Source organism: Pseudoclavibacter sp. Marseille-Q434 (assembly GCF_050315415.1).
GTDB lineage: Bacteria > Actinomycetota > Actinomycetes > Actinomycetales > Microbacteriaceae > Pseudoclavibacter.
In genome coordinates, this window is the sequence record NZ_JBNPQH010000004.1 from 21,084 (window position 1) to 42,713 (window position 21,630).

The 21,630-nt window shown below is 68.6% G+C and carries 20 protein-coding genes; 11 read left to right on the forward strand and 9 right to left on the reverse strand.

The window, feature by feature from the left end:
• Positions 1 to 7 precede the first annotated feature (7 nt).
• The gene (locus ACQFZP_RS14700) at positions 8 to 1,549 is read right to left on the reverse strand and encodes an amino acid permease (RefSeq protein ID WP_104251649.1); all 1,542 of its coding nucleotides are present in this window, start codon (positions 1,547 to 1,549) and stop codon (positions 8 to 10) included.
• A gap of 254 nt (positions 1,550 to 1,803) precedes the next feature.
• Between ACQFZP_RS14700 and ACQFZP_RS14705 the strand changes: the two genes are divergently transcribed.
• From ACQFZP_RS14705 to ypfJ, 3 genes are all read left to right on the forward strand, one after another.
• Positions 1,804 to 2,892: a homoserine dehydrogenase gene (locus ACQFZP_RS14705; protein ID WP_104310439.1), complete on the forward strand. Its 1,089-nt coding sequence runs from the start codon at positions 1,804 to 1,806 to the stop codon at positions 2,890 to 2,892.
• Positions 2,889 to 4,313, forward strand: a complete 1,425-nt coding sequence (locus tag ACQFZP_RS14710; RefSeq protein ID WP_307852890.1) for an aldehyde dehydrogenase family protein — start codon at positions 2,889 to 2,891, stop codon at positions 4,311 to 4,313. Before ACQFZP_RS14705 ends, ACQFZP_RS14710 begins: the two co-directional genes overlap by 4 nt.
• Before the next feature lie 154 nt (positions 4,314 to 4,467).
• Entirely contained in the window at positions 4,468 to 5,364 is an 897-nt protein-coding gene (gene ypfJ / locus ACQFZP_RS14715) for a KPN_02809 family neutral zinc metallopeptidase (protein ID WP_211891830.1), read from the forward strand.
• Between the two features lie 145 nt (positions 5,365 to 5,509).
• Here the strand turns inward: ypfJ and ACQFZP_RS14720 are convergent, their stop codons facing one another.
• Entirely contained in the window at positions 5,510 to 6,343 is an 834-nt protein-coding gene (locus tag ACQFZP_RS14720; protein ID WP_104310441.1) for an aldo/keto reductase, read from the reverse strand.
• A gap of 103 nt (positions 6,344 to 6,446) precedes the next feature.
• The gene (locus tag ACQFZP_RS14725) at positions 6,447 to 7,376 is read right to left on the reverse strand and encodes a LysR family transcriptional regulator (RefSeq protein WP_211891831.1); all 930 of its coding nucleotides are present in this window, start codon (positions 7,374 to 7,376) and stop codon (positions 6,447 to 6,449) included.
• 75 nt (positions 7,377 to 7,451) lie between these two features.
• On the opposite strand from ACQFZP_RS14725, the gene ACQFZP_RS14730 reads away from it, so the two are divergent.
• Positions 7,452 to 9,065 (forward strand): aminotransferase class I/II-fold pyridoxal phosphate-dependent enzyme, encoded by a 1,614-nt coding sequence (locus tag ACQFZP_RS14730; protein ID WP_249312587.1) that lies wholly within the window; start codon positions 7,452 to 7,454, stop codon positions 9,063 to 9,065.
• A 133-nt stretch (positions 9,066 to 9,198) separates the two neighbouring features.
• On the opposite strand, the gene ACQFZP_RS14735 is transcribed toward ACQFZP_RS14730, so the two are convergent.
• Positions 9,199 to 9,729 (reverse strand): GNAT family N-acetyltransferase, encoded by a 531-nt coding sequence (locus tag ACQFZP_RS14735; protein WP_104310443.1) that lies wholly within the window; start codon positions 9,727 to 9,729, stop codon positions 9,199 to 9,201.
• 76 nt (positions 9,730 to 9,805) lie between these two features.
• Entirely contained in the window at positions 9,806 to 10,837 is a 1,032-nt protein-coding gene (locus ACQFZP_RS14740) for a LacI family DNA-binding transcriptional regulator (protein ID WP_211891832.1), read from the reverse strand.
• 157 nt (positions 10,838 to 10,994) lie between these two features.
• Here ACQFZP_RS14740 and ACQFZP_RS14745 point away from each other — a divergent pair, with 157 nt between their 5' ends.
• The 5 genes from ACQFZP_RS14745 (at position 10,995) to ACQFZP_RS14765 (ending at position 16,534) form a co-directional block, all read left to right on the forward strand.
• Positions 10,995 to 12,221 carry a Gfo/Idh/MocA family protein gene (locus ACQFZP_RS14745; protein WP_211891833.1) on the forward strand — a complete coding sequence of 409 codons (1,227 nt, stop codon included), beginning with the start codon at positions 10,995 to 10,997 and terminating at the stop codon, positions 12,219 to 12,221.
• Position 12,222: 1 nt separating this feature from the next.
• Positions 12,223 to 13,218 (forward strand): Gfo/Idh/MocA family protein, encoded by a 996-nt coding sequence (locus ACQFZP_RS14750; RefSeq protein ID WP_211891834.1) that lies wholly within the window; start codon positions 12,223 to 12,225, stop codon positions 13,216 to 13,218.
• 290 nt (positions 13,219 to 13,508) lie between these two features.
• Positions 13,509 to 14,486 (forward strand): substrate-binding domain-containing protein, encoded by a 978-nt coding sequence (locus ACQFZP_RS14755; protein WP_104310606.1) that lies wholly within the window; start codon positions 13,509 to 13,511, stop codon positions 14,484 to 14,486.
• A 66-nt stretch (positions 14,487 to 14,552) separates the two neighbouring features.
• Positions 14,553 to 15,635: an ABC transporter permease gene (locus tag ACQFZP_RS14760; protein ID WP_104310446.1), complete on the forward strand. Its 1,083-nt coding sequence runs from the start codon at positions 14,553 to 14,555 to the stop codon at positions 15,633 to 15,635.
• Positions 15,635 to 16,534 (forward strand): ATP-binding cassette domain-containing protein, encoded by a 900-nt coding sequence (locus ACQFZP_RS14765; RefSeq protein ID WP_179556016.1) that lies wholly within the window; start codon positions 15,635 to 15,637, stop codon positions 16,532 to 16,534. Before ACQFZP_RS14760 ends, ACQFZP_RS14765 begins: the two co-directional genes overlap by 1 nt.
• Positions 16,535 to 16,618: 84 nt before the next feature.
• On the opposite strand, the gene ACQFZP_RS14770 is transcribed toward ACQFZP_RS14765, so the two are convergent.
• Positions 16,619 to 17,020: a YccF domain-containing protein gene (locus ACQFZP_RS14770; RefSeq protein WP_104310448.1), complete on the reverse strand. Its 402-nt coding sequence runs from the start codon at positions 17,018 to 17,020 to the stop codon at positions 16,619 to 16,621.
• Positions 17,021 to 17,195: 175 nt separating this feature from the next.
• Between ACQFZP_RS14770 and ACQFZP_RS14775 the strand changes: the two genes are divergently transcribed.
• Positions 17,196 to 17,696: a heme-degrading domain-containing protein gene (locus tag ACQFZP_RS14775; RefSeq protein ID WP_104310449.1), complete on the forward strand. Its 501-nt coding sequence runs from the start codon at positions 17,196 to 17,198 to the stop codon at positions 17,694 to 17,696.
• 25 nt (positions 17,697 to 17,721) lie between these two features.
• On the opposite strand, the gene recQ is transcribed toward ACQFZP_RS14775, so the two are convergent.
• From recQ to ACQFZP_RS14790, 3 genes are all read right to left on the reverse strand, one after another.
• Positions 17,722 to 19,605: a DNA helicase RecQ gene (recQ, locus tag ACQFZP_RS14780; protein WP_249312589.1), complete on the reverse strand. Its 1,884-nt coding sequence runs from the start codon at positions 19,603 to 19,605 to the stop codon at positions 17,722 to 17,724.
• A 107-nt stretch (positions 19,606 to 19,712) separates the two neighbouring features.
• Positions 19,713 to 19,874, reverse strand: coding sequence for a hypothetical protein (locus tag ACQFZP_RS14785; RefSeq protein WP_181026855.1), 162 nt, complete (start codon positions 19,872 to 19,874; stop codon positions 19,713 to 19,715).
• Between the two features lie 265 nt (positions 19,875 to 20,139).
• Positions 20,140 to 20,442, reverse strand: coding sequence for a rhodanese-like domain-containing protein (locus tag ACQFZP_RS14790; protein ID WP_104310452.1), 303 nt, complete (start codon positions 20,440 to 20,442; stop codon positions 20,140 to 20,142).
• A gap of 269 nt (positions 20,443 to 20,711) precedes the next feature.
• Here ACQFZP_RS14790 and efeU point away from each other — a divergent pair, with 269 nt between their 5' ends.
• Positions 20,712 to 21,620, forward strand: coding sequence for an iron uptake transporter permease EfeU (gene efeU, locus ACQFZP_RS14795; protein ID WP_104310453.1), 909 nt, complete (start codon positions 20,712 to 20,714; stop codon positions 21,618 to 21,620).
• The last annotated feature ends 10 nt before the right edge of the window (positions 21,621 to 21,630 follow it).

Here is a 21,630-nt window from a genome sequence, read left to right on the forward strand (position 1 = left end):
CGCGTGCTCAATGCTCTGCGCTTCTCTCCGGTGAGCGCCCACGCCCGGTCTCGGTCGCGGTCCCATCCGGGGCGGCGACGGGTGCCTCCTCGTCGATGAGGAGCCTCGGCTTCGCGCCACGGCGGGTGTAGCGCCACCAGAAGATCACGTAGCAGGCGATGACGAACGGCACCCCGAAGTAGAGGGCTGCGATCTGGTTCGGGTCGAAGGCGATCGCCACGATCGAGACGCTCAGCAGCACGAACGCCAGGATGGGCACGAACGGGTACAGCGGCGTGCGGTAGGCCAGCGTGCGCACGTCGCCACCGCTGCGCACGAACTTCCGGCGGTGGAAGAACTGCGAGGCGACGATCGACATCCACACCGCGACCACGGCGAAGCCCGCGACGGAGACCAGCACGAGGTAGACCGTCTCCGGTGCCATGACGCTCGAGATGAGCGACGCGAGCCCGCCGAGCATGCTGACGCTGAGGGCCACAAGGGGGATGCCGCGGCGGGTGAGCTTCGTGAAGACCTGGGGCGCGTGGCCTTCCTCGGCCAGCGAGAAGAGCATCCGAGCGCAGGAGAACAGTCCGCTGTTGCCCGCGGAGAGCAGCGCCGTGATGATCACGAAGTTCATGATGTCGGCGGCGAACGGGATGCCGATGTACTCGAAGACCGTCACGAACGGGCTGTCGGTGACGCCGGTCTCCTCGTACGGGACGATCGCTGCGATCACCGTGATCGCGCCGATGAAGAAGATCACGAGGCGCAGGACCGTCGACTTGAGCGCCTTGGGGATGTTCTTCGCAGGGTCCTTGGTCTCGCCGGCGGCGACACCGATGAGCTCGGAGCCGCTGAACGCGTAGAACACGGCGAGGGCGGTGACGAGGACACCGGAGATGCCGGTGGGGAAGAGCCCGTCAGGCGTGTCGAAGTTGCTGAACAGCACGGGGCCGCTTTCCGCCGCCTGCCCGCCGAACGGGGCGAAGCCGAAGATCGCCGCACCGCCGAGGATGATCAGCACGATGATCGCCGTCACCTTGATCAGGGAGAACCAGAACTCCGACTCTCCGAACACTCGCGCCGAGATGGCGTTCATGCCGAAGAGCGCCGCGGCGAAGACGAGGCACCAGATCCAGACGTCGACGCCGGGGAACCAGCGCTGCATGAGGATGCCGGCGGCGGTGAACTCGGAGCCGAGCGCGACCGCCCAGCACAGCCAGTAGAGCCAGGCCGTCGTGAAGCCGGTGGCGGGGTTGATGCTTCGCGCGGCGTAGATGTGGAAGGCCCCGGACACTGGGTACGCGATGGCGAGCTCGCCGAGGCAGGTCATCACGAGGTAGACCACGACCGCGCCGATGCCGTAGGCGAGGACGGCGCCGAGCGGTCCCGCCTGCGAGATCGTGTATCCGGAGCTCAGGAAGAGGCCGGAGCCGATGACCCCGCCGAGGGCGATCATCACCAGGTGGCGTGCACCCATCGATCGCTGCAGCTTGCGCAATGGCACCTGCGTGGAGGTGGTGTGGGGGAGCGAGTTGTGCAGCTCGGTATGCGTTGAAGGGGACATGGCTCACCTTTGAGTTCTGTGTCGTGACCAGGATGCTGCGAGTGCTACATAGTCACGTGGTGGTGTCTATATTGCATCTCTCTGGGATATTTCCCAAGTATGCATCCGCCACCGGGTTCCACAAGCCCCTACGACGAGGGCAGGCGAAACGGCAGTCGCACCGCCGAAACGTCAGGCGACAGCGGCGAAAAGACAGCATCGGCCTGACGCAGGTGCCGCCCAAGCTGAGGTCACCTCGACCAGAAGGAGACACCGTGAGAACGTACGACCTGGCCCTCATCGGATTCGGCGGCGTCAGCCGCGCACTCGCAGAGCTCATCAGCAGTGACGCTGAACGACTCACCCGACAGCTCGGCTTCAGCCTCAGGGTCGTCGCCATCACCGACCTCGCCTTCGGATCGCTTGTGCAACCGGACGGCATCGACCTCGCCGCAGTGCTGGCCATGCCGCGCGGGGCGGACTTCAGTGCGCTCCCAGGAGGAAGCGCCGACCCACGCAACCACGACGTCATCCAGGACTGCCCTGCCGACATCGTCGTCGAGGCGACCTTCACCAACCCCGTCGACGGTCAGCCCGCCGCCTCACACGTCCGGTGGGCGCTGGAATCCGGCAAGCACGTCACCACGACCAACAAGGGCCCGGTGGCGCTGCACGCCCGAGCGCTGACGGCGCTCGCCGAGGAACGCGGCCTGTCCTTCGAGTTCGAGGGGGCCGTGCTCAGCGGCACGCCGATCCTCCGGTTCGCGCAGCAGATGCTGCCAGGGCTCACGACGACGTCCGTCGAGGGCATCCTCAACGGGACCAGCAACTACGTGCTCGGGCGACGCGAAGCAGGCGCGACACTGGAGGCGGCCATCCGCGAGGCGCAGGAGCTCGGGTACGCGGAGGCGGACCCGACCGCCGACATCGAGGGCTCGGATGTGCGGCTCAAGGTCGCGATCCTCGCCCAGCAGGTGCTGGGCGTCGACGTGTCCCTCGCCAGCATCGACACGCAGGGCATCTCCGGCATCAGCGACGCCGACATCCGCGAGGCCAGCGAGCAGGGGCTTCGATGGAAGCTCATCGGATCGGCGACGAGAACGGATGACGGGGGCGTGACAGCTGCGGTGAGGCCGGTCGCGCTGGGCGAAGAGCACCCGCTCGCCGGCATCGCGGGGGCCACGAACGCTGTGACGTTCACGACCGACCTCCTCGGACAGGTCACCGTCTCGGGCCCAGGAGCTGGTCGTGTCGAGACGGCGTACGCGTTGCTCTCCGACATCATCGCCATCGACGCCGCCACGCGCACGAGCGAACGAGCCGCGGCTGCAGAGCTCGTCGACCTCGTCGGGGTCACGCTGTGACCGCCCGGCTGTCCGTCGTCGGACATGCGCCGGGTCTGGTCGCCACCGGGGAGGAGCTGGTCGTCACGAATCCCGCAGACGGAGCGGTCGTCGGGCACGTGCGCCAGCATTCCGCGGAAGACCTCCCCGAGATCATCGAGCGAGCCCGATCAGGGAGCCTCGTCGCCCGCGCGCTGTCACGCCACGCTCGCGCGACTGTCCTGGAGAACGCCGCCGCCCTCCTCGGCCAGCGGTCGGACGAGGTCGCTCGACTGATCGTCGCCGAAGCGGGCAAGACCATCGTGCAGGCGCGAAAGGAAGTCGCGCGCTGCCAGAACACCCTCAAGCTGTCCGCGGTGCAAGCACGAAGCAACGCAGGCGAAGTCGTTCCATTCGACGCGTTCGAAGGATCGGAGACGCGAACCGGGTGGTTCACGCGCGAACCGCTCGGCATCATCCTCGCGATCACGCCGTACAACGACGCGCTGAACCTGGTCGCGCACAAGATCGGTCCGGCGATCGCCGGCGGCAACTCCGTCATCCTCAAGCCCTCGCAGCTCACCCCGCTCACGGCGAGGCTCCTCGTCGACCTGCTGGTCGAGAGCGGCCTGCCCGCCGAGGTCATCACCACGGTGCACGGCAACCGACTGCTCTCGCAGGCACTCGTCTCCGCGCGCGAGATCCGGATGGTGTCCTTCACCGGCGGCTTCCGCACTGGTGAGGCGATCGCAGCGGCCGCGGGCATCAAGAAGGTATCGATGGAACTCGGCGGCAACGCCCCGGTCCTCGTCTTCGGCGACGCGGATCTGACCACGGCAGTCGCGCGCTGCATGTCCGGATCCTTCTGGGCCGCAGGCCAGAACTGCATCGGCACGCAGCGCATCATCGTCCATGAGTCGGTCGCGGATCGGTTCCGGAACGAGTTCGTCGCGGCCACGTCGAGGCTGACGACCGGGGACCCCTCGAAGGAGTCGACGGATGTCGGCCCCATGATCAGCGAGGCCGCCGCGGACTCGGCACAGCAGTCGGTCGAGGCCGCCGTGGCCGCCGGCGCGCGGCTCCTCGAAGGCGGGCGCGCCGACGGCGCGTTCTTCCCGCCGACGGTGCTCGCCGACGTGCCGCGCAGCCAGTGCGTGTGGGCCGATGAGGCGTTCGCTCCCATCGTCGTCATCGAGACGTTCTCCTCGTTCGAGGAAGCCGTCGACCTGGCCAACGAGCCCGAGTACGCCCTCCATGCGGCGGTCTTCACGAGCAGCCTGAGCACCGCGATGCGAGCGACGCGTGAGCTCGAGGCCGGGGCGGTCATGGTCAACGACTCCTCCGACTACCGCTTCGACGCCATGCCGTTCGGCGGCGCCAAGTACGGCAGCATGGGTCGCGAAGGGGTCCGGTTCGCGTACGAGGACATGACGCAGACGAAGGTCGTCGGCATCCTCGAGTGACGAGGGCGAACCGGACGGCCCGGTGCCGTGTGGTGAGAAGCGGATGCGGCGAGCGGATGCGGCGCGAGCTGCGTCCGCTCCCCGCCCGGCCTCATTTTGGGCACGCTCTCGCGTCGAGGCCCACGCCCGCCGTGCAGCGGAGTAGATTTCGCGCATGACTTTCAACGAGAACGCGAAGCTCGACACGAGCGGCGTGCAGAAGCGCGGCCGGGGGGCCAAGACGGCCGCGATCGGTGGCGGATCGATCGGGCTGCTCATCGTGGCGTTCCTCGCCTCGCAGTTCCTCGGCGTCGACCTGACGGGACTCGTCAGCGGCGTCGACCAGGGCCAGCAGACGCAGCAGGAGGTCGAAGGCGGGGGACTCGCCGAGGAGTGCCAGACCGGTGCCGACGCGAACGCGCAGATCGACTGCCGCATGGTCGGCGTCCAGAACTCGCTCGCCGACTTCTGGGAGACGGAGAGCGCGGCCGTCGGCGTCACGTACGAGCAGCCCGGGTTCATCCTGTACGAGGGCCAGACGAGCTCGGCGTGCGGGACCGCATCCAACGCGGTCGGCCCGTTCTACTGCCCAGGCGACTCCTCGATGTACGTCGACACGTCGTTCTTCCAGCTGCTCACCTCGCAGCTCGGCGCGCAGGACGGCCCGCTCGCCGAGATGTACGTCGTCGCACACGAGTGGGGCCACCACATCCAGCATCAGATGGGCGTCTTCGACACCACGAACCGCACCGACACCGGGCCCACGTCTGACGGCGTCCGCATCGAGCTGCAGGCCGACTGCTTCGCCGGTGCCTGGCTCGGCGAGGCCGCGACGACCGAGACCGCCGAAGGTGTGACGCTCCTCGAACCGCCCACGCGCGATCAGGTGGACGTGGCGCTCTCGGCCGCGTCCGCGGTCGGCGACGACCACATCCAGGGCCAGCAGGGCCAGGTGAACCCGGAATCGTTCACGCACGGCACCAGCGAGCAGCGCGTGAACTGGTTCGTGACCGGCTACGAGCAGGGCACGGGCGCCTGCGACACGTTCGCCGTGAGCGGCAACGAGCTGTAGCGCTGAAGCGGTCCCCGCCGCCGCCGCGAGCACAAGATTGTGGTCCGGTGCTGTGCATCCGTCGATGAGCAGCACCGGGCCACAACTCTCTGCCGTCGCTGCGCTGAGGGCCGGAACGGGCAGGCCCGAGCGCGAGGCCTGGGGGCTAGAACTCCTCGTGGGTGTCCGGGTCCTGGTCCCAGATGCGTCCGCGCTCGAGGCCGGAGAGCGCATCCACCTCTGCCTGGTCGAGCTGGAAGCCGAAGATGTCGAGGTTCTTCGCCTGGCGCTCGGTGGAACGCGACTTCGGGATCGGCACCGAGCCGAGCTCGACGTGCCAGCGGAGGATGGCCTGCGCGGGCGAGACGCCGTGCGCGGCAGCAACCTCGACGACGACGGGATGCTCGAGCAGCTCGCCGCGACCAAGCGGGCTCCAGGCCTCGGTCACGATGCCGTGCTCCGCGTGGAACTCGCGCAGCGCGGCCTGCGGGAAGAACGGGTGCAGCTCGACCTGGTTGACGGCGGGTGTGACACCGGTCGCGTCAACGATCTTCGTCAGGTGCTCCGGGGTGAAGTTCGAGACGCCGATCGACCGCACCCGGCCGTCCTTCTGCAGCTGCACCAGTGCGCGCCAGGTGTCGACGTACTTCTCGAGGCGCGGCAGCGGCCAGTGGATGAGCAGCAGGTCGAGCTGCTCGAGGCCGAGGCGCGCGATCGACTCGTCGAAGCCGGTGAGCGTCTCGTCGTAGCCGTGGAAACGGCCGGGGATCTTGCTCGTGACGACGATCTCGGAGCGCGGTACGTCGGACGCACGGATGCCCCTGCCGACGGCTTCCTCGTTGTCGTAGCTGATGGCGGTGTCGAGGAGTCGGTAGCCGAGCGAGAGCGCCTCGCGTGTGGGTCCGGCGGAGTCCTCGCCGGCGTGCGGGAAGGTGCCGAAGCCGATCGCGGGGATCGTGGTGCCGTCGTTGAGTCCGAGTTCAGGAACGTTGCTGGTCACTGTTCGCCTTCCGTCATTTGTTAGAACAACACGACCCTAGGGCCTGTCACCGGGAGGTTTCCGACCGTGACGCAATCGGCTGGCAAGGCGGGAGACGGCCGCCTCAGCGAGTCCTGAGTTCCGACAGTGCCCCCGCGATCGCGTCTCTCAGCGCGGCCGGAGGCTCCTCCCGTGTGGCGAGCACGACCTCGCGGGTGAGCGTCGCAGTATCGATGGGCAGGAACGCGACTGCATCGTCGTGCCAGGTCGCGACTGAAGCGGGGACGACGGCGACGAGCTGCCCCGCCGCGATCATCCCGAGGATCGCGGGGTAGTCGTCGGAGTGCATGCCCGTGCTCGCTTCGAAACCGGCCCGCCGGCACAGCTCGCGCGTGGCCTCGTCGAGCGTGTCGCCGCCCGATGCGCCGAACGCCCACCGGTCCTGCCGCAGCTCGGTGAACTCTCGAATGGGCTCGCTCGGCTCCGTGGTGGCGAGGGGATGCGAGCGGTGCACCGCCAGAACGAGGGGCTCAGCGAAGAGCAGCTCGGTCGTGACCTCGGCTGAGAGGGACGTCGGCAGCCCTGGGGCCTGGAAGAGAACAGCCGCGTCCAGCTGGCCCTGCTCCAGCTGTCTGGCGAGCCGTTCGCACTCGTCAAGTGTCAGCTCAAGGCTGAGACGCGCGAGTTCCGCTCGGCGCAGGATGCCGGGGACGACGAGCGCGCCGAGGGTGGGGAAGATGCCGAAGCGCACGAGTCGCCGCTCGTCGTCGAGCCAGGCGTCGAGTTCGGTGAACGCCCTGCGGCCGGCCTCGAGCAGCTGCCTCGCGCGGACTGCGAAGACGCGGCCCGCTGCGGTCGGGGTGCTGCCACGGGGGCCGCGCTCCAGCAGCTTGACGCCTGCCTGCTGCTCGAGTCGCCGGAGATGGTGATCGACGGTCGGATGGCTCCATCCGAGCCTGTTCGCCGCCGCGGCGACGGAGCCCTCCGCGAGAACGGCGTCGAACGCTGCCAGCCCCCTGAAGTCGGGAAGATTCGGCGCCTGGCGGTGTGACATGGCTTCAGTCTACGACTGAAGCCATACCGTCAAGTTGCCATTCTCTCTTGCAAGCGACCCTGGCACGATGGGGGCATGACGCACGCACCCGAGGTTCCGACGTTCGCCTACGACGACGCCGAAGGCGACTTCGGTGGGGTGTCTGCGAACCCACCTCAGAGCGCGATGCCCCTCGAGAACTCGACCGGCGCGAGTCGAGACACCGCAGGGGCGCCATACGCCGCCGCGCTCGCCGTGCACGCCGCCCGCGACTCCACTGCCTTCCTCGTGCCGGGCCACGGCGCCGACGCCACCGGTCTCGGCCTGGGTCAGGCGGAGTACTTCGGCGAGCGGGTCCTCGAACTCGACGTGACGCCACTGCTCGACGGCATCGACCTCGGCGACGGGTCGCCTCGCGAGCAGGCCGAACGTCTCGCCGCGGACGCGTGGGGTGCATCCCGAACCTGGTTCCTCACCGGCGGTTCCTCGATGGGCAACCGCATGGCTGCGCTCGCCGCGCGCGGGCTCGGCGAGGGCGTGCTCATGCAGCGCAGCGCCCACTCGAGCTTCGTCGACGGCATCATCCTGGGCGGGTCGTCGCCGAGCTTCGTGCTGCCCGAAGTCGACCTCGAGCACGGCATCGCCCACGGGGTCACCCCCGCCGCGGTCGCGGATGCGCTGGCCGAGCGACGCGCATCCGGCGGCGGCGCCGTCGCGGCCGTCTACATCGTCTCGCCCAGCTACTTCGGCGCCGTCGCCGACGTCGCAGGCATCGCCGAGGTGGTGCATGAGGCCGGTGCCGCCCTCATCGTCGACGCCGCCTGGGGCGCTCACTTCGGGTTCCTTCCCGAGCTTCCCGATTCTCCCGTGCGCCTCGGCGCTGATCTCGTCGTCACGAGCACCCACAAGCTCACCTCGTCGCTCTCGCAGAGTGCGCTGGTGCACCTCGGGCACGGTCCCATCGCTCGGGCGCTCGAACCGCACGTCGAGCGAGCCCACCGCATGACCGCGTCGACAAGCGAGAGCTCGCTGCTGCTCGCGTCGCTGGACCTCGACCGCCGCGACCTCGTCGAGCGCCGCGACCTGCTCGAGGCGTCCTACGCCGCCGTGCTCGCCGCCCGCGACATGTTCCGCGCCGACGGTCGCTTCCCGGTCGTCTCAGACGCGTTCGACGCGTACCCGTCGACGGTCGCGATCGACCCGTTCCGCATCCCCGTCGACATCCGCGCGACGGGCCTCGACGGGCACACCGTGCGGCTGCGCCTCGCCCGCGAGTTCGGCGTCATGGTCGAGATGGCCACCGTGAGCTGCGTCGTCGCGGTCGTCGGCATCGGCAAGACGCCGGATGCGCGTGTCCTGCTGGACGCGCTCGCCGCAATCGCGGCCGATGCCACCGCGGCGCCGCCCGCCACCGAGGTGCCAGGCGACGCTGCTGTCACGATCCCGCCGATGCCTGGACCGGGGGAGATGCGCATCCGCCCCCGCGCCGCCTACCTCGCCGACGCCGAGACAGTTCCGTGGACGGATGCGATCGGGCGCATCTCCGCCGACTCGCTCGCCGCGTACCCGCCGGGAATCCCGAACGTGCTGCCTGGCGAGGAGATCACGGTCGAAGTCGTCGAGTTCCTGCGGGCGTCGGCCGCCGCGGGCAGTCATGTGCGCGGTGCCGTCGACAGCCCGGTTTCGGCGTTCCGAGTCGTCGTCGAGTAGCAGCTCAGCTCGTTGGTGCTGTGGCGCATACTGCTTGGCGCCTTCGTGACCAACATCAGTGCAGAATCGCCGCCTGGAGTCTGCACCGAGCTCGACGGCCCGATTTTTGCACTGATGTTGGTCGGGAGTCTTGCTAGCTTCGCCCGGCGTCGCCCGGGCCGCCGGCGTCGAGGATGAGCTGCAGGAAGATCACGTCGAGCCAGCGGCCGAACTTCGTGCCGACCTGGTCGAGGCGACCCGCGTGCGTGAAGCCGAGGCGCTCGTGCAGGCTGATCGATGCCGAGTTGTCTGCGTCGATGGCGGCGACCATGACGTGTTTGCCTGCCCTCCGGGCGCGGTCGATGAGCGCGAGTGTCAGTGCCTTGCCGAGCCCTCGTCCGCGGGCTTCGCCTCGCACGTACACCGAGTGCTCGACGGTGTGCCGGTAGCCCGAGAAGGTGCGGAAGTCGGCGTATGTCGCGTAGCCGAGCACGGCGCCGAGTTCGTCGACAGCGACGAGGACCGGAAGTCCGGCGGTTGCTCGGCCGGCGAACCAGGCGCGGCGGTCGTCCTCGTCGACGGTGGCGGCGTTCCAGTTGACGGTTGTCGTCAGCACGTCCTCGTTGTAGATCTCGGTGATCGCGGGGATGTCGTCGACGGTGGCGTCGCGGATGTTCGGGGTCACCCGGTCAGTATCGCGCAGGGTTCAGGCCATCATGCGGCGGTGAGGCAGAAGCGCTGCGATCGAGCCGCCGCGAAAGTCAGGCCGGTGCGCTGCCGGTCGAGCCGCGCACGGCGAGACTCGTTGCAACGCGCTGCACGCGCTGGAGCTGCACGGGGTGCTGCATCCGCTCGAGGAGGAGCGTGCCGGCCTGCACTCCGATGGCGAAGTTGCCGGTGTCGACGGAGGTGAGCGACACCACCTGGAACTTCGCGAGCGGGGAGTTGTCGTAGCCCGCAACGGACAGGTCGGCGGGCACCCGCAGTCCGAGGGTGTTGGCGACCGAGAGCACGCCGATGGCGGACGCGTCGTTGAAGGCGAAGATCGCGGTGACCCGCTCGCCTTCCGGGGCCCCGAGGAGCCGTCCGGCGGCCGCCTGCGCGCTCTCCTCGCTCATGCCGCCAGCCTCGACGACGGCGTGAGCGGCGAGTCCGGCTTCGGTCATGGCTCGCAGGAAGCCCTGCTCCCGCAGTTCGCTGATTCGACCGGGCCCACGGAGGTAGGCGATGCGAGTGTGGCCGAGCTCGAGCAGGTGGCGGGTGACCTGGCGGGCGCCGGCCTCGTCGTCGTTCGTGACGATGTCGACCGCGGGAAGGTCGGGGTCAAGGGTGCCGGCGAGCACGACGGGCACGTCGTCGGCGATGCGGGCGACGGCGTCACCTTCTGAGGTGGTGCCGATGACGACGATGCCGTCGACGCCCTGCTGGATGAGGGCATCCAGCGAGCTGCGCCCGATGCGCTGGTCGGTGCGGCTGTCAGTCAGGAGCGTCGCGTAGCCGGAGGCGTGGAGCGTCGCGGAGGCCCCTTCGAGGAGCTCCACGAACCAGGGGTTGCGAAGGTCGTTGACGACGAGCCCGACGGTTCGGGTCTTGGCGCGGGAGAGTCCGCGTGCGTGCGCGTTGGGGCGGTAGCCGAGTTCCGCGATCGCGGTGAGGACGGCCGCGCGGCGGGTGTCGCTCACGTGCGGGGCATCGCGCAGCACCAGCGAGACCAGCGACTTGGAGACACCGGCCCGCTCGGCCACGTCGCGGATGGTGACGGGGGTCGAGGCTGACTTCTGGGTCTCCTCCACGGTGTCACCTCCTGACTGCGCTTCGGTCGAGTCACCAGCGTATGGCCTTTTCCGTCGCAGTGTGGAACTATTTGCACCGATCTATATTTGTCCAAGACACGCGAGCAAGCAGCAGCAAGCACTGCCGGGCACGCATCCGATGAGCAACGAGGGTGGCATGAGCACACAGAACGCGCGCCGGCTGAGCGCAGGAATGGTCGGGGGCGGCATCGGCGCCGACATCGGCAAGACGCATCGCTTCGGGATGCGGATGGATGACCGGTACTCGCTCGACGCGGGGGTCTTCGGGCGCGACCGTGAGCAGTCGGCCGGAGTGGCCGCATCCCTCGGGGTCGCGCCTGAGCGCACCTACGACACGTACCAGCAGATGGCGGAGGCTGAGGCCGCACGCGAGGACGGCATCGACATCGCCGTCGTCGCGACGCCGAATGACAGCCACTTCGAGGTGGCCAAGGCGTTCCTCGAGCGCGGTATCAACGTCGTGTGCGAGAAGCCGCTCACGCGGGACTCCGCGACAGCTCGCGAGCTCGTCGACCTCGCGGCGGCCAACGACGTGATCCTCGCCGTGCCGCACTGCTACTCGGCGTATCCGATGGTCAGAGAGGCGGCACGCATGGTGAGCGACGGTCGCCTCGGCCGGCTCACGTTCGTGGACGTGGAACACGCCTCCGGCTGGGCCGCGACGCCGCTCGAGCTGACCGGCCACAAGCAGGCGAGCTGGCGCACGGACCCCGACGTGGCGGGGTTCCCGAGCGTCGTCGGCGATCTCGGCACGCATGGCTACCACCTCGCTCGCTACATCACCGGCCTCGAGGCCGATCGCGTCTCGGCGCAGCTCCACACTCTCGTGCCTGGTCGGAAGGTCTTCGACAATGCGACGGTCGCACTCGAGTTCAGTGACGAGGTCCCGGGTCGGCTCTGGGCGAGCATGGCCGCGACGGGCCACAATCACGGGCTGCGCATCCGCGTCTTCGGCGACGAGGGAAGTCTCGAGTGGCAGCACGAGGACCCGCACCACCTGACCTTCCAGGACCTCGAGGGCACGACCACGGTCTTCACGCACGGCCTCGCCTCGCTCTCCGAGGACTCAGCCAGGCTCACGAGGGTCGGCCTCGGGCACCCGGAGGGCTTCCTCGAGGCGTTCGGCAACTTCTACCGCGACCTCGCCGACGAGCTCGAGGCGCGACGGGATGCGCGCCCGTCGACCATCCGCGAGCTGTCGTTCCCGACGGGCATCGACGGTCTCATCGGCGTGCAGTTCGTGGAGGCCGTCGCTGCCTCGCACGCCGCCGATGGGGCGTGGGTCGTGCCGGCGAGCGTTGTCGACCACGAAGCCGAGGTGGCGGCCGCCGACGCTGAACTCCGTGTGGCAGGGGGCAACTGAGATGCAGAGATTCGCGCTCATCGGCGCCGGGTTCATCGGCGCCGTCCATGCTCAGAGCCTCGCGGCCAACCCCGATGTCGACTTCCGCTACGTGTACGACGTCGACCTCGCGAGGGCAGAGAGGCTGGCCGTCTCGCACGGCGCAGCGGCCGTGCCCTCGCTCGCGCAGGTCTTCGATGCCGCGCAGGTCGACGCCGTGCTCATCGCGTCCTCCACCAACAAGCACTCCGAGCATCTTCGGCTCGCGGCCGACGCGGGCATCGCAGCGCTCTGCGAGAAGCCCATCGACCTCGATCTCGAGCGCGCCCGGGAGACGGTGGCGTACGTCGAGACGTCCGGCATCACCGCGATGGTCGATTTCAATCGTCGTTTCGACCGCGACTACGCCGAGGTGAAGCGAATCGTGGACGCGGGCGAGGTCGGCGACGTCGAGCTGGTGCAGCTCTCGAGTCGCGGGCCATCCATGCCGCCGCTCGAGTACATCGCGGTCTCCGGCGGGCAGATGCGCGACCAGACGGTGCACTTCTTCGACCTCGCGACCTGGATCACCGGCCTCGATGCGGTCGCCGTGTCCGCGACGGGCAGTGCCTTGGCTGAACCCAGGGTCGCCGAGTACGGCGACGTCGACACGTCGATCGCCACCGTGCGCCTCGCGAACGGTGCCCTCGTGCAGGTCGACAGCATCCGTCGCTCCGGCTACGGCTACGACGAGCGCATCGAGGTGTTCGGCTCGGAGGGGCTGGTCGAAGCCAAGCGGCACAGGTCGGGCCAGGTGGCCAGGTATGGGAGCGGAACGGTGACGGAGTCGGGGATGCACGCTGGCTGGTTCGAGCGTGTGCAGCCCACGTACGCCGCGGCTCTCGCGGAGTTCGTCGGTGCGCTCGAGGATGCGCGTTCGCCGTCGCCGTCACTGCGCGAGGCGCTTCGCGCGCAGGCTGTCGCCGAGGCGGCGACGCGCTCGCTCGCGAGTGGCCGGGAGGAGCCGGTGCTCTCCTGAGCGCGCGTCGAAACGTACCGTCGGACGGCGGGTGATCGAGTCTCGGTCGCCCGCCGTTCCGGGGTTGAGACCGATCCGTGATGCGGTCTTCACAAGAAAAGGTTTGCTTAATACACCTGTTGAGCTATTGTCATGACAAGTCAGTGACGTGCTCGTTGCTCTCGGACAAGGATGACCGAGCGAGCACACGTGGGCTTCTCAAGACGCCGTCCCCCAGCGGCTGTCTCGTCGAGCGCACAACTGACGCCATCACGGCATTCAAAGGAGTTTTCGTGAAGAAGAAACGTCTCATGTTCGGCCTGGCCGCACTCGCCATGGTGCCAGTCTTCGCACTCACCGCCTGCTCCTCCGCAGGTGGACGCGACACCGGAACGGCGGAGGACCCCGCAGTCGCCGGCGTCGCAGATACGCCCTCCATCAAGATCGCGATGATCACTCACGCCGCCCCCGGCGACACCTTCTGGGACATCGTCCGCAAGGGCGCCGAGACGGCGGCGGCCAAGGACAACGTCGAACTGCTCTACTCGTCTGACCCGCAGGCTCCGAACCAGGCTCAGCTGATCCAGCAGGCCATCGACCAGGGCGTCGACGGCATCGCCGTCACCATCGCCAAGGGCGACGCACTCGAGGACTCCATCAAGGCCGCCGTCGACGCCGGCATCCCCGTCGTCGCCTTCAACGGCGGCAGCAAGGAAGCCTTCGAGTTCGGCGCCTTCACCTACATCGGCCAGGACGAGGTCGTCGCGGGCCAGGCCGCCGGTGACAAGATCACCGAGCTCGGCTACACCAAGCCCCTCTGCATCATCCAGGAGCAGGGCCACGTCGGCCTCGAAGCGCGGTGCGCGGGCATCAAGGAGAAGGTGCCAGCCACCGAGATCCTCTACGTGACCGGCACCGACATGACCCAGGTCAAGTCGACGATCTCCGCCAAGCTGCAGTCGACGCCCGACACCGACGTCGTCATCGGACTCGGAGCTCCCTTCACCCTCACGGCCATCGACTCGGTCTCCGAGACCGGCTCGAGCGCCAAGGTAGCGTCGTTCGACCTCAACGCGGACCTCGCGCAGGCCATCGTCGACGGTGACGTCGCCTTCACGGTCGACCAGCAGCCCTACCTCCAGGGGTACATGGCCGTCGACTCGCTCTGGCTGCAGAACAACGGCGAGTTCGCACTCGGCGGTGGCAAGCCCGTGCTCACCGGCCCGACGATCATCGACGAGAGCAACGCGGCCGTCGTCCTCGAAGAGGCCAAAAAGGGCATCCGCTAACCAGCGAACCACGGTCGGGGTGGCCGCCAGCGCGGCCATCCCGACCCCTCACAAGGAAGTGCAGTCATGGTTCAAACCTCAACACCAACCGCAGCATCCCCCCGGTCGCCCAACACCGGCTCGGCCCCCGTCACCACCGACGAGCGCGTCGGCAAGCGCTCGCCGCTCTCCGTCATCCTCGGCCGGCCCGAGATGGGCGCCGTCGTCGGCGCCATCGTCGTCTTCGTGTTCTTCGCGGTCGCCGCCCCAGTCTTCACGCAGGTCACGTCGCTCGCGACCGTGCTCTACGGCGCCTCCACGATCGGCATCATGGCCGTCGGCGTCTCGCTGCTCATGATCGGCGGCGAGTTCGACCTCTCCGCCGGCGTCGCCGTCATCTCGTCGGCACTCACCGCATCCCTCTTCAGCTGGTACTTCGCCACCAACGTGTGGGTCGGCGTGCTCATGGGGCTCGTCTTCGCCCTCGTCGTCGGCTTCATCAACGGCTGGCTGCTCATCAAGACGAAGCTGCCGTCGTTCATCGTCACGCTCGCGTCGTTCCTCATGCTCACGGGGCTGAACCTCGGCATCACCCGCCTCGTCGGCGGCGGCGTCTCCAGCCCCGCGATCGCTGACATGGACGGCTTCGCATCGGCGAAGGCCATCTTCGCGAGCGAGATCCCGGTCCTCGGCGTCAACGTCAACGTCACCGTCTTCATCTGGATCGCCCTGGTGCTCGTCGCCACGTTCATCCTCATGCGCACGAAGATCGGCAACTGGATCTTCGCGGTCGGCGGCGACGAGAACGCGGCCCGCGCCGTCGGCGTCCCCGTCACGGCGACGAAGATCGGCCTCTTCATGGGCGTCGGCTTCTGCGCCTGGATCCTCGGCATGCACAACCTGTTCGCCTTCAACGTCGTGCAGTCGGGCGAGGGAATCGGCAACGAGTTCCTCTACATCATCGCGGCCGTCATCGGCGGCTGCCTCCTCACCGGCGGCTACGGCTCGGCGATCGGCGGCGCCATCGGCGCCCTCATCTTCGGCATGGCCAACAAGGGCATCGTCTACGCCCAGTGGAACCCGGACTGGTTCAAGTTCTTCCTCGGCCTCATGCTGCTGATGGCCACGATCGTGAACCTCGTCGTCAAGAAGAGGGCGGAGCAGAAGTAATGGCAACGAATCAGGCAACAGTGACGGATGCGCAGCAGTCGGCGTCGGCAGACCAGGGCGCGCACCTGATCTCGCTCCGGGATGCTGGCAAACGGTACGGCAACATCCTCGCCCTGCAGGGCGTCGACATGGACGTCGACCCGGGGCGCGTCACGTGCGTGCTCGGCGACAACGGTGCCGGCAAGTCGACGCTCATCAAGATCATCGCAGGACGCCACGAGCACACCGACGGCGAGTTCCTCATCGAGGGCGAGTCGGTGCACCTCAAGTCGCCTCGCGAGGCCCTCGAGCGGGGCATCGCGGCGGTCTACCAGGACCTCGCGGTCGTGCCGCTCATGCCGATCTGGCGCAACTTCTTCCTCGGCTCCGAGCTCACGAAGGGCTTCGGCCCGTTCAAGAGCCTCGACGTCGAGCAGATGAAGGACATCACGAAGAAGGAGCTGCTCGACATGGGCATCGACCTTCGCGACGTCGACCAGCCCATCGGCCAGCTCTCAGGCGGCGAACGGCAGTGCGTCGCGATCGCCCGCGCCGTGTACTTCGGGGCGAAGGCGCTCATCCTCGACGAGCCGACCGCCGCCCTCGGCGTCAAGCAGTCTGGTGTGGTGCTGCGCTACATCCTCGCGGCGCGCGACCGCGGACTCGGCGTGATCTTCATCACCCACAACCCGCACCACGCGTTCCCCGTCGGCGACAGCTTCCTGCTCCTGAAGCGCGGCAAGTCGATCGGCTACTACGACAAGGCCGACATCACCCTCGACGAGCTCACCGCGCAGATGGCCGGAGGCGCCGAACTCGAGGAGCTCGCCCACGAGCTCGAGCAGCTCGGCGGCTACACGCAGGACATCGCCGTCATCCGCGAAGTGGAGGACGACATCCCGGACGTGCCCGCCAAGTAGGCGCAGCGTCCGCTGCGTGGATCATGCGAGAACGGCCGGCACCCGCTGCGGGGTGCCGGCCGTTTCGCGCGCTCAGGAGGCTGGTCAGCGGCGGGCGGCCGCAAACGGACCGTTGTCGCGGTCGACGACCTCCTTGCCGAGCGGCGAGAGGGAGATCGGGATCATCTTGAAATCGGCGATGCCCATGGGGATGCCGATGATGGTGACGCACAGCGCGATACCGGAGACGATGTGACCGATCGCAAGCCACCAGCCAGCGAGCACGAACCAGATGACGTTGCCGATGAACGAGAAGGCGCCGGCGTTCGGCCGTGAGACGACATCGCGGCCGAAGGGCCAGAGCGCGTACAGGCCGATGCGGAACGAGGCGATGGCCCACGGGATCGTGATGATCGGGATGCAGAGCAGCACGCCGGCCAGCATGTAGCCGCAGAAGAGCCAGAAGCCCGAGAGCAGGAGCCAGATGATGTTGAGGAGAGTGCGCATGCGTCAAGCCTGCCGCAACTCGCGATGTATCGCGTCATCCTGGAGGCTGAACTCGGCATGTGCATATGTCATGACAAACAGGCGCAGGAGGGCTATGCTCGCAGCAGGTACATCGTCGTGCCGAAACCCCCAGTCCATCCGCAGTCCGAGACTGCCGTGCACACCGAGGTCACCCATGAGCTCCACCACCCCACCCCCGTACGCCGGCCTGCCCGCCGGCGAGATCCTGAGCATCCTGCACGCCGAGGAGCAGGAGCTCGACTTCCCGAGCTTCACGCTCGAGGATGCGTGGCAGGTGGGCACCTGGCTGCGCCACGAGTCGATCATGCGCGGCCACAGCGTCGCCGTCTCGGTCGTGCTCGGCGGACAGCGTGCGTTCCACGCCGCGACGCCAGGCTCCTCCGCGTTGAATGACGCCTGGCTCGCCCGCAAGTTCCGGGTGGTCGAGCACTTCGGTCACTCGACCCTCGCGGTCCGATACACGTACGAGGCGGACGGCGAGGACTTCGCCGCAGACTCCCTCCTGGACCCGCGCGAGTACGCCGCCGCGGGCGGCGCCTTCCCGATCCGCATCGGCGGCACCCTCGCCGGCGCGGTCGGCGTCAGCGGCCTCGAGATGCACGAGGACCACGCGCTGGTCGTCGAAGCGCTGCGCGTCCACCGAGTCCTGTCGTAGCCGCGCGACGGCCAGGGCTGCGGCGCTACTGGTCGGCGACGGCGTCGAGAACGTCGTCGGCGTAGCGCTCGAGCTTCGCCGCACCGACGCCGGAGATGGCGGCGAGCTGCGCGTGCTGGCGCGGCTTGACCTCGGCGATGGCGGCGAGGGTCGCATCCGTGAACACGATGTAGGCGGGCACGCCCTGCTCCTTCGCGGTCTCGGCGCGCCAGGTGCGCAGCCGCTCGAAGACCTCGCGCTGCGACTCCGTGAGGGCTGCCGCTGCCGCGCTCCCGCCACCGGAGCGACCCGAGTACTCCCCGCGCGAGCGGCGCCCGCTCGAGCCGGCCGGCTTCGGGGGCTCCTTGCGGAACATGAGCTGCCGCTCGCCGCGGAGCACCGGGGCGGCCTCGCTCGTCAGCGCCAGCACCCCGTACTCGCCGCGCACAGCGAGCACGCCGGCGGCCAGCAGCTGGCGGATGACGCCGCGCCACTCCGTGTCGCCGAGATCCTTGCCGATGCCGAACGTCGAGAGCTCGTCGTGCTTCCACTGCGTGATCTTGTCGGTCGTCTTGCCGGTGAGGATGTCGATGAGCTGGCCGGCGCCGAACGCCTGGCCGTTGCGCTCGCGGTCGAGTCGCAGCACGGTTGAGAGCAGCTTCTGCGCCGCGATCGTGCCGTCCCACGAGTCGGGCGGCGAGATGCACGTGTCGCAGTTGCCGCACGGCTCGCTGAGCTGCCCGAAGTAGGCGAGCAGCTGCACGCGGCGGCACGTGACGGTCTCGCAGAGCGCGAGCATCGCGTCGAGGTGCTGGCTCTGCGCTCGCTTGCGCTGCGCGTCTCCTTCGCCTTCCGCGATCATGCGGCGCTGCTGCACCACGTCGTTCAGGCCGTAGGCCAGCCAGGCGGTGGACGGCAGGCCGTCTCGGCCCGCGCGACCAGTCTCCTGGTAGTAGCCTTCGATGCTCTTGGGTAGGTCGAGGTGCGCCACGAAGCGCACATCCGGCTTGTCGATGCCCATGCCGAAGGCGATCGTCGCCACCATGACGACCCCGTCTTCGCGGAGGAACTTCGCCTGGTGTCGCGCACGCGTCTCGGCAGGCATCCCCGCGTGGTAGCCGAGCGCGTTCACGCCCTGTCCCCGCAGCCACTCGGAGACGTTCTCGACCGACTTGCGGCTCAGGCAGTACACGACGCCGGCGTCGCCCGAGTGCTCCTCGTGGATGAGGCGCAGCAGCTGCGCCTTCGGGGTGGCCTTCGGGGAGACGCGGTACTGGATGTTCGGGCGGTCGAAGCTGGCCACGAACACCTTCGCGTCGCCGAGCACGAGCCGGTCGACGATCTCCTGCCGGGTCTCGCTCGTCGCGGTGGCCGTCAGGGCGATGCGGGGGACGCCTGGCCAGCGCTCCGCGATCATCGACAGGTTCAGGTAGTCGGGGCGGAAGTCGTGCCCCCACTGCGCGACGCAGTGGGCCTCGTCGATCGCGAACAGCGAGATGTTGGTGCGACTCAGGAGGTCGGCCGCGACAGGCAGGCGCTCGGGGGCCAGGTAGATGAGGTCAAGCTCGCCCGCGAGGAGTTGCCGCTCGACGTCTCTCCGCTCGTCGATCGACTGCGTGGAGTTCAGGAACGCGGCGCGCACGCCGAGCTGCTCGAGCGCGCCGACCTGGTCGTGCATGAGCGCGATGAGGGGCGAGATGACCACTCCGGTGCCCTCTCGCACGAGCGCGGGCACCTGGTAGCAGAGGCTCTTGCCTCCACCGGTCGGCATGAGCACGACAGCGTCGTCGCCAGCGCAGAGGCGCTCGATGATCTGGGCCTGGTCGCCGCGGAAGTCGTCGTAGCCGAAGACCTCGCGCAGCACCCGCTGCGCTCGCTCGAGCAGGGTCCCTGACCTGGCGGGGGCTTCTGTCTCGTGCGTTGCGACCATGCAAGCAACCCTAGGCGCGACGACCGACATCCGCTTGGTCATCCACAGGCCCGGCCGCATGCATCCGCGCACCGACGCGACCGGAAAGCGGGGGCCTCAGCGTGCCGCTATCGGGCGGCGCCGAGGCGCGAGACCGGCGGGTAGTAGCGGAACCCGGGGATGAACAGAGGCGCAGACGCCGCCCGTATCGCGCGCCGCGGGAGGGTGCGGTCGAACGGGTCCAGCTGAGCTGCGCGGTGCTGCTGCTCGAGCTGCAGCCGGGGGTCCACGCTCGGCTGCGATGCCAGGCGGGTCGAGGCATCACGGGCGCGCGCAAGATGCCGTGGGCTGTTCACACTCAGCTCCCATCGCCGGTGACTCGTCGCGCCGCAGGGCTCGCGATCTTGGGGGCTTCAACGCTAGCGAGAATCGACACACGGCACACCCGAGATCCAGGGGAGAACTCCCCACCCGACAGGATGGCTGGGGAGGTCTGCCTCGGGTCGATCGGCGAAGGAATGGCGAGGATACGGCGGGCAGCCGACCGTGGGTCGTTCAGTCGCGTTCGACCGTGAACCCCGACCCCGCCCATTCGGACATGCCGCCGAGCACATTCACGACCGGCTTGCCCTGCTGCTCGAGGTACGCGGCGGCGCGTTCGCTGCGGACCCCCGCGGCGCAGATCAGGTACACGGGGCCGTCCTCCGGCACCTCGTCGACACGATCCGTGAGCTCGCTCAGCGGCACGTTGCTGGCCCACGGGATGCGCACGGCAGAGAACTCATCGCGTTCGCGAACGTCGATGACGGTGGCCTGCTCGCCGAGTTCTGCGAGCTGCTTGGTGTCGATGGTCTGCACGGGTGATCCTCCTGGTTGAGTCTCTGCACCGCGGGACCGCGGGCCGCGCACCACGGTACTTCAGCGCACTTCGAGAGCGCTGGCGCACTGGCCTCGGGAGGAGTTGGGACGCCGGACGGGCTCTGACCTGAACGGAACTTGGCAAATCCCCGAAGGCAGGTGTACCTTCACAAAAGGTAAGCCTTACCTGGCCTACCGCGTATGGACGCCTGGGCTCTGGCTGGCCCTCACGCCCGCCGGCCCGTTCTCTTCACGCCCAGGAATCCAGCATGCTCGGCTCTCTCCTCATCGGCCTCCGCGAAGGCCTCGAAGCGGCGCTCGTCGTCGGCATCCTCATCGCCTACGCTCGGCGAATCCGACGACCGGACATCGTGCGTCGCATCTGGCTCGGCGTCGCGTTCGCGGTCGTCGCCTCCCTCATCCTCGGCGCGGTGCTCACGTTCGGCGCCTACGGGCTCTCCTTCCAAGCCCAGGAGATCATCGGCGGCACGCTGTCGCTCGTCGCCGTCGCCATGGTGACGTGGATGGTGTTCTGGATGCTCCGCGTCTCGAAGACGCTCAAGCACGACCTCGAGGGGCAGGTCGATCGCCACCTCGGGGGCAGCGGCTGGGGCATCGTCGCGGTCGCCTTCGTCTCCGTCGCGCGAGAGGGCCTCGAGACCGCGCTCTTCGTCTGGTCGACGACGCGCTCCGGTGACGGCTGGGTGCTCGGCTTCCTCGGCGCCATCCTCGGCCTCCTCATCGCGGTCGGGCTCGCCTGGGGCCTCTTCCGTGGTGTCGTTCGCATCGACCTCTCCACGTTCTTCACCTGGACCGGCGCCCTCCTCATCGTCTTCGCCGCGGGCATCGTGGCCTACGCGATCCACGACCTCCAGGAGGCCGCGGTGCTGCCTGGACCCTTCATCGCCGCCCCCGAGACCGCACCGGCCGCACTGCAGGCCTGGTTCGGGGAGAACGCGTGGGCGTTCCGCATCCCCGAGATCATCCCGCCGGACGGGCTCCTCGGTGCGCTCCTCAAGGGCACGCTCGGCTTCACTCCCGAGATGACGAAGCTCGAGATCCTTGCCTACTTCGCGTACCTCATCCCGACCGCCACGCTCTTCGCCATCCGCACCCGCTCCGGCAGGCGGCACGCGACCACAACCTCACCCCAGCCTGCGGCGACCGCCGCGCTCTAGACACGCGCCC

Coding starts and splice junctions, on each gene's coding strand:
- efeU (WP_104310453.1), top strand. CDS start 20,712: ATGCTCGGCTCTCTCCTCATCGGCCTCCGCGAAGGCCTCGAAGCGGCG.
- ACQFZP_RS14750 (WP_211891834.1), top strand. CDS start 12,223: ATGCAGAGATTCGCGCTCATCGGCGCCGGGTTCATCGGCGCCGTCCAT.
- ACQFZP_RS14755 (WP_104310606.1), top strand. CDS start 13,509: ATGTTCGGCCTGGCCGCACTCGCCATGGTGCCAGTCTTCGCACTCACC.
- ACQFZP_RS14745 (WP_211891833.1), top strand. CDS start 10,995: ATGAGCACACAGAACGCGCGCCGGCTGAGCGCAGGAATGGTCGGGGGC.
- ACQFZP_RS14760 (WP_104310446.1), top strand. CDS start 14,553: ATGGTTCAAACCTCAACACCAACCGCAGCATCCCCCCGGTCGCCCAAC.
- recQ (WP_249312589.1), bottom strand. CDS start 19,605: ATGGTCGCAACGCACGAGACAGAAGCCCCCGCCAGGTCAGGGACCCTG.
- ACQFZP_RS14770 (WP_104310448.1), bottom strand. CDS start 17,020: ATGCGCACTCTCCTCAACATCATCTGGCTCCTGCTCTCGGGCTTCTGG.
- ACQFZP_RS14775 (WP_104310449.1), top strand. CDS start 17,196: ATGAGCTCCACCACCCCACCCCCGTACGCCGGCCTGCCCGCCGGCGAG.
- ACQFZP_RS14700 (WP_104251649.1), bottom strand. CDS start 1,549: ATGTCCCCTTCAACGCATACCGAGCTGCACAACTCGCTCCCCCACACC.
- ypfJ (WP_211891830.1), top strand. CDS start 4,468: ATGACTTTCAACGAGAACGCGAAGCTCGACACGAGCGGCGTGCAGAAG.
- ACQFZP_RS14725 (WP_211891831.1), bottom strand. CDS start 7,376: ATGTCACACCGCCAGGCGCCGAATCTTCCCGACTTCAGGGGGCTGGCA.
- ACQFZP_RS14765 (WP_179556016.1), top strand. CDS start 15,635: ATGGCAACGAATCAGGCAACAGTGACGGATGCGCAGCAGTCGGCGTCG.
- ACQFZP_RS14730 (WP_249312587.1), top strand. CDS start 7,452: ATGACGCACGCACCCGAGGTTCCGACGTTCGCCTACGACGACGCCGAA.